Annotated in this window: 3 protein-coding genes; 2 read left to right on the top strand and 1 reads right to left on the bottom strand. The window is 68.3% G+C overall.

Annotated elements, in window-relative coordinates; all coding sequences use genetic code 11:
• Positions 1-71: 71 nt before the first annotated feature.
• Entirely contained in the window at positions 72-1,616 is a 1,545-nt protein-coding gene (locus ELQ92_RS12285; protein ID WP_128499398.1) for a helix-turn-helix transcriptional regulator, read from the bottom strand.
• A 185-nt stretch (positions 1,617-1,801) separates the two neighbouring features.
• Here ELQ92_RS12285 and ELQ92_RS12280 point away from each other — a divergent pair, with 185 nt between their 5' ends.
• Positions 1,802-5,200, top strand: a complete 3,399-nt coding sequence (locus ELQ92_RS12280) for a PKD domain-containing protein (RefSeq protein ID WP_128499396.1) — start codon at positions 1,802-1,804, stop codon at positions 5,198-5,200.
• 251 nt (positions 5,201-5,451) lie between these two features.
• On the top strand, positions 5,452-14,445 hold the full coding sequence (locus ELQ92_RS12275) for a DUF7927 domain-containing protein (RefSeq protein WP_128499394.1): 8,994 nt from the start codon (positions 5,452-5,454) through the stop codon (positions 14,443-14,445).
• The last annotated feature ends 60 nt before the right edge of the window (positions 14,446-14,505 follow it).

Here is a 14,505-nt window from a genome sequence, read left to right as displayed (position 1 = left end):
GCCAGCGTATGCGAGTCCACTTTCCGCTGCCCGGCACTCTCCACAGTCGACCACGGCGGGGACGGGCCGCGTCAGCCGGTGATGCCCTCCCGGTCCTCGGTCGGTATCAGGAGCCAGGGGCTCGCCGCGAGCGTGGCGACGGCATCCTGTCGGCTGGTGGCCCCGAGCTTGCGATAGGCGCTGTGCAGCTGCTTCTTGACGGTGTGGGGCGAGACCTGCTCGGACGCGGCGATCTCGGCAACGGTCATGCCGGCACTCGCGGCCCTGAGGACGACGGTCTCGCGGCGGGACAGCGTCGCGGGAGCAGACGGGTGATGGGCACGGAAGACGACCGTCGTGGGCACGTCGACCGGAGACGGCTCGTGCGAGGAGAGCGCCGTCCAGACGTCGAGGGGGATGGCCGCCGCGACGGTCGTGAGACCGAACTCCCGTATCAGGGTAAGGGCTGAAGCGAGGAAACGCGCCGCTTGCGCCGGCACCGGGTCGAGCGACGCCATCAGTAGGAGCGTCGTCGCACCGTCCCGGGGGAGCGGGTTCTTGCCGAGGACCGAACCGGCGAGACGTCGCGCGCGATCACGGTGGCCCCCCGTCACGGCGACGCGCGCCGCCATGATCGTGAGTGCGTTGGCGAAACACGGCACCACGGATCTCCGGTGGCGCGCGATCACGGCATCCGCGCCCTCGAGGTCGCCTGTCAGAAGGCGGAGCTCCGCTTCAGCGAGGACGAGCAGGGATCCGTTGAGCCCGCTGTTGCGTTCGCGGTCCGGATACTCGGCTCTCGTCGCCGCGAGCATCGACAGGGCGGCGACCGCGTCGTCCTCGAACGTCGCGGCGAAGCGGGAGTGCGTGAACCGCCGGATGGCCCAGTGGTCCACCTCTTCGGTGGAGGGCCGGAAGCGCGAGAGCGCGAGTGCCGCCCGGTCTCGGTCGCCGGCATCGATCGCCACGAGCGCGGTCGCGATGTTGCCGGAGTCCGCCACGGTGTCGGTCTCGTCGTCGATTTCCGGGATGCGCGCGATCCAGTCGGATGCGCCGGGTGCCAGCCCCTGGAGGGCGAGGACGAGCGCGCAATCGCCCGCCGCCTCCACCGTCATGCGCCGGTTGTCAGCGGCGACCGCCGAGTCGTATGCGGCCGTGAACTCGCCGAGCGCCTGCTCGAGATCGCCCGCGAGGAGATGCCCGATCCCCCACTGCACCTTGAGATCGGCGAGCACGCCCGCGATCTCGGCTCGCGCAGCCGGCGTTGCGTCGTCGAGCATGCTCCGTGCCTCCCGGGCAGCGGAGACGGCGTTCGAGTGGTGCCCATGCATGCGGGCGGCTGCCGATCGTGCGGTGAGGACGGAGAGGTAGTCGATGAGCGCACGTGGCGATGCATCGGGGGAGGTGAATCGGGTCGGGCGGGTCGAACCGCTCACGGGGATGAACTCGCCGTAGGCCTTCGAAGCCGCATAACGCGGCATCGACGCGAGCACCTCCGGCGGGAGCGCTGACATCGCTGCCGCCAGCGTGCCTCGGTGATGGTTCGTCAGCTCCCCCCAATTCGCACCGACGATCTCGTGGACGCGCTCCCAGTGCTCGGCCGCGACGGCGGCCATCAAATCGGTCTCGATGGACATGGCTCCCATTCCACCATGCGGCGTCCGCATTGAGGCCGTCACCCCCCTCCGGATCGGGGCGCGAATTGGGGTGGGGAGAGCGATGGAAGAGAACGTGAGCATCTGTCACACTGGGCCTGAGTGCGGGGGGAATCGCGCTCAGGGGGCTGCCTGAACCCGAATCTCGGGCAGAAACAGAGAAGAACATGAGTACATTTGTCGTGCCCTCGGGGCACTATTCCGAGCGGAGGCGCCGTTCCCGGTCGCTCCGCGGGTCGGTGACCGCGGCTGTCGCCGTTCTCCTCGCAGCCGGTTTGCTCAGTCCGCTGAGCCCGACGGGGACAGCGTTCGCGGACACGGCGCCGACGCTGCCGTCGGACCCGCGAACCCCGGAGACGGTCTCCGCCGATCTCCTTCCCACTCCTCAGATCGGCACCGGCGCGTCGCACGGCCCGGGAGACCTCGTCGGCGGAGGGGTGGTCTACGACCAGCTCGTCGTCGGCGACACCGTCTACGTTGGAGGCAAGTTCGAGTATGCGCGGCCGTTCGGCGCCGGTCCGGACGAGAAGGTCGTGGATCGGAAGAACTTCCTCGCGTACGACCTCACGACGGGGGAACTGCTCGACTACGCTCCCGCGTTCAACCAGGCGGTGAACGAGATCGAGGTGTCACCGGACGGCAAGACGCTCTACGTCGCCGGGACGTTCAGTGCGGTCGACGGAGCGTCGGCCTATCGGATCGCCGCCTTCGACGTCGCCACCGGTGACCGGAACATGGCATTCCGCCCGGTCCTCAACGCCAGTGTGCGGTCGCTCGTCGTCACGGACGCCGCGGTCTACGTGAGTGGTATCTTCGCCTCCGCCAACAAAGTCGCGCGGTCGGGCCTCGCCGCATTCGACCACGCCGGTGTCCTCACTCCCTGGGCTCCGAAGAAGGGCGCGGGCACCGTGCAGACGATGCACGTGTCACCGACCGGTGACCGCATCCTGCTCGGCGGGAGCTTCCAGTCGCTCAACGGTTCGGTGAACCCGGGCTACGGTCTGGGTGTCGTCCGTGCCGACACCGGGACATCGCTGCAGGACAATGGCAAGCCGCTCTCGTGGACGTCCAACGGCATCGTTCGCATGGGCCAGCCCTGGGGTCGGTTCACCCCGACCATCACCTCTTTCGCCTCCGACGGGACGAGCGTCTACGGCACCGCGATCGGCATCGCGAACGGAGCGACGTTCGAGGGAATCTTCAAGGCGAGGTGGACGGACGGAAAGCTCGAATGGCTCTCCGACTGTCACGGTGACACCCATGGCGTCGCCGTTCACGGGAGCGCCGTCTACATCGCCGGGCACACCCACGATTGCGTCACCATGGGCGAGTTCGGCGAGGGCCAGGGCGTGGTCGGCGGCGACCGCTGGCACCGTGCGCTCGCCTTCTCGACCGCGACGACGGGCACTCTCGCGCCCTGGGCGAAGACCAACCTGTACAAGAACTTCGCCGGCCAGCCGGCACCGTCGCTCTTGCAGTGGTTCCCCTACTTCAACAATGGCACCTTCACGGGAGCGGACCAGGGGCCGTACGACGTCGAGAGTGCCGGCGACTATGTCTTGTACGGGGGCGAGTTCACGAAGGTGAACGGCCAGAAGCAGACCGGGCTCGCTCGCTTCGCGACGCGGTCGGTCGCTCCGAACGTTGAGGGCCCTCGGCTCTCCGGAGCGGACATGCTGCCGTGGGTGGGCGGCTTCGACGGAACCAACGTGCGCGTCCACTGGACGGCGAATCACGACCCCGACAACCGCACCCTGACCTACCAGCTGATCCGATCCGACCGCGCCGACCGGCCCGTCTTCGAGACGACGGTCGACTCCACGTTCTACCGTCGGCCAGTAATCCGCTCGATGGACACGGGGCTAAAGCCGGGCACCACGTACACGTACCGCGTGCGCACGATCGATCCCTTCGGCAACGCGACCATGAGCGATCCGGTGTCCTACACGGCGACGGCGACGACGGGCAGGGTCGCGTCCATGACCGCCTACGACAAGAAGATTCTCCAGGATCAGCCGACCACCTACTGGCCGGTCAACGAGGCGGCCGGTCACCCGGTCGGCTACGACTGGGCCGGGGCTGACAACCTCTCCGTCCTCACGGGTCGCACCGCGGGTGTCGACGGGGGGAACGCCGCCACGATGGACGGGCGGCTCCAGTTCGCCTCGAGCCACGTTGCGACGATGGCGCCTGCCACGTATTCGATGGAGTTGTGGTTCCAGACGAAGACGAAGGTCGGCGGCTTTCTCATGGGGTTCTCCAACAAGCGCACGGCCGGGGCTCCCGCGGGGCAAAGGCCGAATGACTTCCACGACCGCCAGCTCTACATGGACAACTCGGGCCGGCTCAGCTTCGAAGTCGCCGCCACTGGCCTGCAGACGATCACCGCGCCCGGCGCGCTGAACGACGGCGAGTGGCACCACGTCGTCACAGCGGTAACGCCGACATCCATCGAGCTCTACATCGACGGCGTCAAGCGTGCTTCGAAGGCGACGCCGGCCACCCAGTGGCGCGGCGTGGGGTACTGGGGAATCGGCGGACACGACATGTACCTCCGCGCGTTCCGTCCGACGAGCAATCACCTCGCTGGCGGCTTCGACAATATCGCTACCTACCCGCGGGCGCTCGACGAGGCCACCATCGCTGCGCACTTCGCGGCCGGAACACCCCCGACGCCGAACACGGTTCCGACCGCGTCCTTCACGACCGACGCCGAGCACCTCGCGCTCTCGGTCGACGGCAGCGGCTCCCTGGACCCCGACGGTCCGCTGTCCTACGCCTGGACCTTCGGCGACGGTGCGTCCGCCTACGGCATGACGGCGCGGCACGTCTATGCGAAGCCCGGTACCTACACGGTCGACCTCACCGTCACGGACGACGAGGGTGCGCGTTCAACGAGTACCCGATCGGTCACCGTCGCGGCGGCACCGCCCGCCACGGGAGACGACGTGCTCGCCGCCGATGACTTCGCTCGCGACGCGACGGGCGGCTGGCCCGCCGCGCAGGAGGGAGGGGCCTGGAGCGTGACCGGATCAGCGGCCGACCTGTCGGTGTCGAACGGGTCTGCGGGGATCGCCATGGCTCCGTCCCAGACGCGGACCGCATCGCTGCCGGATGTGTCCGCCACGGACACCGACACGAGTGCAACCTTCGTCTGGAGCGCGGCACCCGCGGCGAACGCGCAGTACGTCTCCGTGATCGGCCGCAAGGTCGGGTCGGACAGCTATTCGGCCCGCGTACGAGCGGGGAAGGACGGCTCGGTGCATCTCCACGTCCTGCAGAACGGATCGGCGATCGGCGGCGGCAAACTGTCGGACGTTACCTACGCGGCGGGCGCGACCCTCTCCGTGCGGGTCCAGGTCACCGGGACCGGCACGACGACGGTACGCGCGAAGGCGTGGACCGGCGCCGCCCAACCGGGCGACTGGCAGGTCGCGGCGACGGATTCGGCCCCGGCGCTGCAGAAGGCGGGAGCAGTCGGTCTCTCGGCCTACCTGCCCGCCGCCGAAACCGCCGCGACGGTGAGGATCGGAGACTTCGTCTCCCGCACGATTCCGGCCCCGTAGAGCTCGTTCGCACAGGTGACGCCCGGTCGGTCTCGACCGGGCGTCACCTGTGCGTCACCTGTGCGTCGGCTGGTGTCCCCCGCGTTGGGGGGAGGTAGCCCCCGGACCATACGGTGGCTGGACTCTGAAAATCGCCTGGGCGTCACGCGAGGCTGGGAGTCGCTTCGTCTCCCGCGCGCCGTGTTCAGACGCGCAGGAGACGAAATGGGTGTCGTGCTCTACGGCATCGACGGTCCTCGGAAGGAAGAGCATTGGCGAACACGATGGTGGGACGTGCACGCGACGACGGCTACGGCGGTCAGCGAGTTGAGGGGTCGCGGATCATGCGCCTCCTCGCCTTCTCGGTGGTGATGGGTCTATTGGCGGCACTTCTGACCGTGCTCGTACCGACGCTCCGAGTCGAACCGGCCAACGCCGCAGCCGAGGGCTGTAGCTACGCGACGGGCGGGACGGCCGCCTACACGGACACCATTTGTTGGATCGACTTTTCGTCCTACAACGAAACGCAAGCGCGAAGCGCGGCCGGCCAGGACTTCGAGATTGAGATAGACGGGGGGTACACGGCGCGGTTTACTCTGACGACGCGACCCGTGGCCGGACACCCGTACGCCCCGACGGCTGCATACCCAGCCCCCCTCCGGAACAACGTCGACGGCTTCGGAAGCTCCCCGAACTACACGGGGATCGCGGGCCGGCCGGTTCTGTGGAACATCCTGAATTCAGGTAATCCGGGTGGCTCCGGTGTCGAGTGGACGCTCAACGACATCGACGTGGTCGGCCCGGACGGCAACAGCGTCGAGGGCTTCCGCTTCGTCAGCGGCGACGCCGAGGCCACCTCAGCTACGGAGAGCGTGCAGTTCGAGTCGGACGTGCCGCTGCAACTCATCTCCGCGATCAATCAGCAGCCGGGGAGGATGGGCTGCCATACTGCGAACACGACCGGCATCGGCACGACCTCCGTGCTGTGCACGGGGTCGGGGACGACCTTGCCGACCGCGAACCTCATCTTCGGGTCGACCGACCCGACGTTCATCCGTCAGACAATCCGCAGTTCATCGCGCAACGCGGGCGTCTTCGGCTTCATGATGTCGAAGGTCTCGCTCACGAAGACGGTCACAGACCGCCGAACCGCCACGGACGACTTCGACGTCATCGTCCGGTCCGGAGCGTCGACGATCGCCTCCGCGAACACCCAGCAGGGGTCGACCGCGACGACGGGGCAGATCACGGTCCCCTCCAACAGCACGCTCACGCTCGACGACACCGCCTCGGGCACGACCGATCTGAGCCAGTACAATCCGAGCTGGTCCTGCACGCGCAACGGCGTCGTCGACCCGGATATCGTGCCGACCGAGGACGATCCCTTCCGCGTCGTCATCGACCCGTCGATGACCGGTGTTGGTGACATCGTCGAGTGCGCTGTGGAGAATAGCCCGAAGGAGCGGGACGTCGAGATTACGAAGACGTCCGACGCGCAGCCGGACGCGAAGCCCGGCGACATCATCACCTACGAGGTCACGGCCAGGAACACGGGAGACGCCGATTACACGGACGTGGCTCCGCTCGTCGTCGCCGACGACCTGAGCGCTGTGCTCCCCGGAGCGACCTACCAGGGAGACGCCGACGCCGATCGCGACGGTGCGATTGCATTCAACGACCCTGTTCTCACGTGGACCGGCGCACTTCCGATGGGCGAATCGGTGACGATGCGCTACTCCGTCGAGCTGACTGCCGGTGGAGTCAAGGGGCTGCGCAACGTCGCCTGGGCGCCGCCCAGCGAGGACCCGGACGACCCCGGGACGACCCCCGCCTGCGATCCGCCGACCGGGGGCACCGATCCCGCCACGGGGATCCCCTGTGCGGAGGTTGAGATCGAGCTTCCGAGCCTCTCCATCGAGAAGTCCGCCGACCGCACCGACCTGCCGGCCGTGGGCGAACCGGTCGAGTACACCGTGAACATCACGAACGACGGTCCGGGTGATTACACGGTCGACAACCCCGCCACCTTCTCCGACGACCTCGCGGACGTCCTCGACGACGCGACCCTCGACGCCGGCTCCATCATGGCCTCCGTCGGTGAGGCGACCGTCTCGGGATCTACCCTGTCCTGGTCGGGCGTGCTCGCGGCCGGTGAATCGGCCGAGGTGACATACCGCGCCGTCTACACGGGAGCCGGTGACCGCGTCCTCCGCAATTCGGCGTGTGTTCCGGAGAGCGAGATCATCGCCCCGAATCTCCCCTGCGCCCCGGTCGAGGTGCCCGCAGCATTCCTCACCGATTGGAAGACCGCGACCGGATCGAGCGACCCGCTCGTCGCTGGCTCGACGATCGAGTACACGCTGTTCTTCCGGAACGACGGGCAGGCGGCGGCAAGCGTGAACCGCGTCGACGACCTCTCCCACGTGCTCGACGACGCCGATGTCACGATCGAGCCCGGCTCCGCCGACGGGCTCACCGTGACGCGCAACGGTGCGGTCATCTCGATCACCGGGTCGGTGCCGCCGGGCGAGACGTTCTCGGTCACCTACTCGGTGACCATCAGACCGGACGGCTCGCGGGGGGACAATGTCGTCGCCAACTTCCTTCTGGACCCCAACGTGCCGCCGCCCACCGTGCCGGGGTGCGAGCCCACTGATGAGCAGGAGGCCGACTGCACGGTGAACCTCATCCCGGAGATCGTGTACCGCAAGTCCGTCGTGGCGTCGACCGATCCGATCGCGGCCGGCACGGAACTCACCTACACGGTGACGGCCGAGAACGTGGGAACGGCCACCGGTGACGTGGTCCGGATCGACGACCTGGCCGGCGTGCTCGACGACGCCGACGTGGCCGGGGACCCTGTCGTGACCGGAGCGTCCACCGTGACGGCTTCCCCCGTCGTGGACGGCGTCATCACGATCGGTGGGGAGCTCGGGGCCGGAGAGTCGGCCACGATCACCTACACGGTCGTCGTGAGGCCGGACGCTGAGCGCGGGGACAACCAGGCCCTCAACTTCGTGCTGACCCCCGGCGAGGAGCCGCCGACCGAGTGCGACCCCGAGGTGGACGTCTGCACGGTCACGGAGCTCCCCTCCATCGTCCCGTCGAAGTCCGTCGACCCGTCATCTGGCACGCCCGTCGCCGCCGGCGAGGTGCTCACCTACACGCTGACGTTCGTCAACGAGGGTGACGCCGCCGGTGTCGTGAACCACGTCGACCTCCTCGAGCGGGTGCTCGACGACGCGGACGTCACGGTGGAGCCGGCGAGTTCGTCGCCCGACGTCACCGCCGTCCTCGACGGCGAGACGATCACGGTCTCGGGCCCGATCGCGCCCGGGGCGACCGTCACCGTCACCTACCGGGTCACTGTGAAAACCGACGGTGACCGCGGAGACAACCGACTCGGCAACTTCCTCGTCGTCGACGGCGACGAGCCGCCGACCGAATGCGTGGAGGGCAGCGTCCTCTGCACGGAGAACCCCATCGGTGAGCTCCACGACTGGAAGACCGTCGAGGCGTCCGAGGCGCCCGTTGGCGCCGGCACCGAGCTGACCTACACGTTGCACTTCGAGAACCGCGGCGAGGGCGCGATCGACGTGGACCGGGTCGATGATCTGAGCCTCGTCCTCGACGACGCCGACGTGACCGTCGAGCCGTCCTCCGACGACCTCACCGTCGTCCGGGACGGCGCACGTATCGCGATCACCGGTTCGCTCGAAGCGGGTGAAAGCACCACGGTGACGTATGTCGTCACACTTAAGGCCGATGGCGAGCGCGGAGACGACATCGCGGCGAACTTCCTCCTCGACCCCGAGGACACCCCACCCACGGATCCCGTCTGCGAGCCGACGGATGGGGAGGAGCCCGACTGCACGATCACCCCGATCGGAAAGCTGATCACGACGAAGTCCGTCGAGGCGTCCTCGGACCCGATCGTCGCAGGAACGACGCTCACGTACACGCTCTCGTTCATCAACGACACCGCCACCGATGTCTCGGTCGACAAGATCGACGACCTGTCGGGTGTGCTCGACGATGCGACGATCACCGCACAGCCGGTCTCGTCCGACGCGAGCATCACCGCGTCCGGGGTGACGGACGGGACGATCACGATCACGGGCGTCGTCGCGGCGGGTGAGACGGTCACGGTCACCTACACGGTGACGGTGAACGCGGAGGACGCCCGCGGTGACGACACCGCGGACAATTTCCTGCTGAACCCCGGTGAGGAACCCCCGGCCGAGTGCGTCGAGGGCGACCCGAACTGCACGAGCACAGCGCTGCCGAACGTGGACGCTGCGAAGTCGGTCGACCCGGTCTCGGGTTCGAGCGTCGCCGCCGGTGACGTCCTCACCTACATGCTCACGTTCACGAACGAGGGGAACGCGACGGGCGCGGTCGACTACACTGACTACCTCGCCGGCATCCTCGACGACGCGACCGTCACGGGTGGCCCGACGCCGTCCGACGCCGGTCTGACCGCGACCCTGGACGGCGAGACGATAGCGATCACGGGCACGATCGCTGCGGGTGCGACGGTCACGGTGACCTACGAGGTCACGGTGGGCGCGGATGGTGAGCGTGGTGACAACGGCCTCGGGAACTTCCTGGTCCCGGGTGATGAGTTGCCGCCGACGGAGTGCGTGGACGGCAGTGCTCTCTGCACGGAGAACCCCATCGGTGAACTGCACGACTGGAAGACGGTCGAGGCGTCCGCGACGCCCGTCGCCGCCGGCACCGAGCTCACGTACACGCTGCACTTCGAGAACCGCGGCGAGGGCGACGTCGAGGTGGACCGCGTCGACTTCCTGACCCACGTGCTCGACGACGCGGACGTCACCGCCGAACCGGTTTCGGACGCCCTCACGGCGACGCGGAACGGCGAGGCGATCACGATCACCGGCACTCTCGCACCCGGCGAGTCGACCACGGTCGTCTACACGGTCACAGTGAAGGGTGACGGGGAGCGCGGCGACTCGATCGCGGCGAACTTCCTCGTGCCGAACGACCCGAGCGACCCGCCGACGCCGCCGGCCGAGCCGATCTGCCAGCCGACGGACGCGGAGGAACCGGACTGCACCGCGACCCCGATCGGTCAGCTCACCACGGGCAAGGCCGTCGAGGCCTCGTCCGACCCGATCGTGCCGGGCACGACGCTCACCTACACGCTGACGTTCGACAACCAGTCGGAGGCACCCGTCACCGTCGATCACATCGACGACCTGTCGAGCGTGCTCGACGACGCCGACGTGACCTCGCTCCCCGTCGTGTCCGACCCGGCCGTCACGGTCTCGCCGATCATCGACGGCGTGCTGTCGATCTCCGGCGAGATCGCCCCCGGCCAGACCGTCACGGTCACCTACGTCGTGACGGTGAAGGGGGAGGCGGACCGCGGCGACGACGTCGCGACGAACTTCCTCGTGGAGAACGGCGTCACCCCGCCAGGCGAGTGCGTGGAGGGCGACCCGAACTGCACGAGCACCCCGCTGCCGAACGTCCAGGCGGTGAAGTCCGTCGATCCCGCTTCGGGGTCGAGCGTCGCGGCCGGTGACGTGCTCACCTACACGCTCACGTTCACGAACGACGGGAACGCCACCGGGACGGTCGATTACACCGATCACCTCGCGGACATCCTGGACGACGGAACGATCACGGCAACCCCCGTATCGTCCGACGCCGCGGTCTCCGCGGTCGTCGATGGCGAGACGATCGCCGTCACGGGTGAGATCGCGGCCGGTGCGACGGTCACCGTCACCTACGAGGTGACCGTGGGCGCCGACGGCGAGCGCGGCGACAACGACCTCGGCAACTTCCTGGTCCCCGGTCTTGAGCTGCCGCCGACGGAGTGTGCGGAGGGCAGCGCTCTCTGCACCGAGAACCCGATCGGCGAACTCCACGACTGGAAGACGGTCGAGGCGTCCGAGACACCCGTGGCCGCCGGAACGGAGCTCACCTACACGCTGCACTTCGAGAACCGTGGGGAGGGATCGATCGCTGTGAACGCGATCGACTTCCTGACTCACGTTCTGGACGACGCCGACGTGACGACGGAACCGACCTCCGAACTCCTCACTGCGACGCGCGATGGAGAGACCATCACGGTCGCGGGTTCGCTCGAGCCCGGTCAGTCGGCGACCGTCACGTACACGGTCACGATCAAGGCCGACGGCGCTCGCGGCGACGACACCGCGAGCAACTTCCTCGTGCGCAACGATCCGGAGGACCCGCCGACCCCGCCGACCGAGCCGATCTGTGAACCGACGGATGCAGAGGAGCCCGACTGCACCACCACCCCCATCGGGAGCTACACCGCCACGAAGACGGTCGAGGCGGACGCGACGCCCATCGGCGTCGGGGCGATCCTCACCTACACGCTGACCTTCACGAACGCGAGTGACGCGTCGGCCGACGTGGACGAGACGGACACCCTCGCGGGCGTCCTCGACGACGCGACGATCGTCGACGCCCCCGCGGCGAGCTCGGACTCGCTCACGGTGTCGGACATCGCCGACGGTGCGTTCACGATCACGGGCACCCTCACCGCCGGCGAGACCGTCACGGTCGTCTACACGGTCTCGGTGAACCCCGAGTCCGGGCGCGGCGACAACGTGGCGGACAACACGCTCCTGCCCACGGGAGGCGGAGAATGTTCGCCCGAGCGCTGCACGGAGACGCCCCTCCCGACGGTCGACGCCGAGAAGTCGGTGTCGCCCTCCGACGGATCGACGGTGAAGGCCGGTGACGTCGTCGTCTACACGCTGACGTTCCGGAACACGAGCGCGGTCGACGCCGCGATCGAGTACACCGACGACCTCAGCGGAGTCCTCGACGACGGAACGGTCTCGAGTGCACCGACCTTCTCCTCGCCGACGGGATCGGCGACGCTCGACGGGAACATCATCACCGTCGTCGGCACCGTCGCGGCCGGTTCCACCGTCGAGGTGCGCTACGAGGTCACGGCCCTGCCGGACGGCGAACGTGGCGACAACGTCATGGGCAACGTGCTCGTTCCCGAGGGCGAGATCCCGCCGCCGCCGGGGGAGGAGTGCGAGGAGGGAGACCCCCTCTGCACCGTCACCTACGTCGGCGAGCTCCACGACTGGAAGACGGTCGAGGCGTCGAGGAGGCCCGTGGCCGCCGGTACCGAACTCACCTACACGCTGCACTTCGAGAACCGCGGAAGGGGTGTGGTCGACGTGGATGCGGTCGACTTCCTGACCCACGTGCTCGATGACGCGGATGTGACGGCCGAGCCGACGTCCGACACCCTCACGGTGACCCGGAACGGCGAGACCATCGCCGTCACGGGGTCGCTCGTAGCCGGCGAGTCGGCCACGGTCGTCTACACCGTGACCATCAAGGCGGACGACCTGCGCGGCGACGACACGGCGTCGAACTTCCTCGTGCAGAACGACCCGGAGGACCCTCCGACGCCGCCGACCGACCCGGTCTGCCAGCCGACGGACGCGGAGGAACCGGATTGCACGGTGACGCCCATCGGTCGACTGGGCACGTCGAAGGCGGTCTCCGCCTCGAGTGACCCGATCGAGGCCGGGACGCAGCTCACCTACACGCTGACGTTCGACAACCAGTCGGAGGCCGCCGTGGAGGTGGAGAAGGTCGACGACCTCTCGGGCGTGCTCGACGACGCGACAATCACGAGCGAACCGGTCTCCTCCGACGGTGCACTCACAGCGACGCGTGACGGGAGCGCCATCTCCGTCACCGGAACTCTCGCCCCCGGCCAGACGGTCACGGTCGTCTACGTGGTCACGGTGAAGGAGGAGTCGGAGCGCGGCGACAACGTCGCGAGCAACTTCCTCCTCCAGCCTGGTGAGGAGCCCCCGACGGAGTGCGCGGAGGACGATGCGAACTGCACCGTCACGCCACTGCCGCAGATCGACTCGTCGAAGTCCGTGGACCCCGCCAGTGGATCGGCGGTGCTGCCCGGAGACGTGCTCACCTACACGCTGAACCTCACGAACTCGGGTGAAGCGGCGGGGGCCGTGCACCGAATCGACTACCTCGACAATGTCCTCGACGATGCCGAGTTCACGGACGGACCGACGGTCTCGGACCCGAACGTGACCGCAGTGCTCGACGGGACCGAACTGGTGATCGGCGGACGTCTCGAGCCCGACCAGACGGTGACGGTCACGTACACGCTCACGGTCTTGCCGGACGCCGAGCGCGGCGACGACGTCCTCACGAACTTCCTGTTCGACACGGACGAGGAGCCGCCGGGACCCGACACTGAGTGCGAGGACGGCGACTGCACGGAGAACTATGTTCCCCGGATCGTGGACTCGAAGTCGGCGGACCCCGCTTCGGGCACACCGATCGCCGCAGGTCAGGAGGTCACCTACACGCTGCACTTCCGGAACGACGGGGCAGCGACCGGTGACGTGTCGAAGGACGATGTCCTCACGGGAGTCCTTGACGACGCTGATCTGACGGCGGCGCCGGCGGCGTCGAGCGACTCGCTCGTGGTGTCCGAGCCGAGCGACGGCCGGATCCACATCGCGGGTTCGCTCGAGCCCGGTGAATCCGTCACGGTCACCTACACGGTGACGGTGCGGCCGTTCGCCGAGCAAGGCGACCATGTGCTGGGTAACTGGCTCGTCCTCCCGGGAGACCCGCCCGGCGAGAACGGTTCCTGCGAACCGGTCGCCGGAGAGGACGCCGATTGCACCGTCCACCCCATCGGGCAGATCGCCGCGACCAAGTCGGTCGATCCGAAGACGGGAACGGACGTGCGTCAGGGGCAGGTGCTCGACTACACGCTCACCTTCCGTAACACGGGAACAGGCACGGCCGTCGTCGACTACACGGATCACCTCGGTGATGTTCTGGACGACGCGACTCTCACCCGGGGGCCGTCGAGCGACGACCCGTCGCTCGAGCTCGAGCTCGAGGACGACACCCTGGCGATCGGCGGCACCCTCGCCGCCGGTGTCACGGCGACGGTCAGGTACAGCGTCACCGTCATGGCGTACGACCGCCAGGGGAATCACATCCTCGACAACTTCCTGGGACTGAGTGGAGGCGAGCCGGAGGAGCGGTGCGTCTCGGGCAACCCGCTGTGCACGTCGAACCCGACGATCGCACCGCCGCCCCTCGCGATCACGGGTGGGGAACTCGGTCTGGGAAGCCTCGCTCTCGTCATCCTGCTGATCCTCGGAGGCACGCTCGCGGTCGAGGTGGCGCGTCGGCGTCGGCTCGTGCTCGACGACGCCCGTCCGAGCTCCGACGCTCCGATGAGCTGACCGACCACCACCCGGGCCGGGTCCCCCCTCTCGGCCCGGGTGGGGTTCTCCTCCGCGCGC

Source organism: Labedella populi, from assembly GCF_004078655.1.
Taxonomy (GTDB): domain Bacteria; phylum Actinomycetota; class Actinomycetes; order Actinomycetales; family Microbacteriaceae; genus Labedella; species Labedella populi.
The sequence above is the reverse complement of the archived record's forward strand: the minus strand, read 5'-3'. Positions and strand labels throughout refer to the sequence as shown.

Bases quoted from the DNA above. Each gene is read 5' to 3' on its own strand.
- ELQ92_RS12285 (WP_128499398.1), bottom strand. From the start codon at position 1,616: ATGTCCATCGAGACCGATTTGATGGCCGCCGTCGCGGCCGAGCACTGG.
- ELQ92_RS12280 (WP_128499396.1), top strand. From the start codon at position 1,802: ATGAGTACATTTGTCGTGCCCTCGGGGCACTATTCCGAGCGGAGGCGC.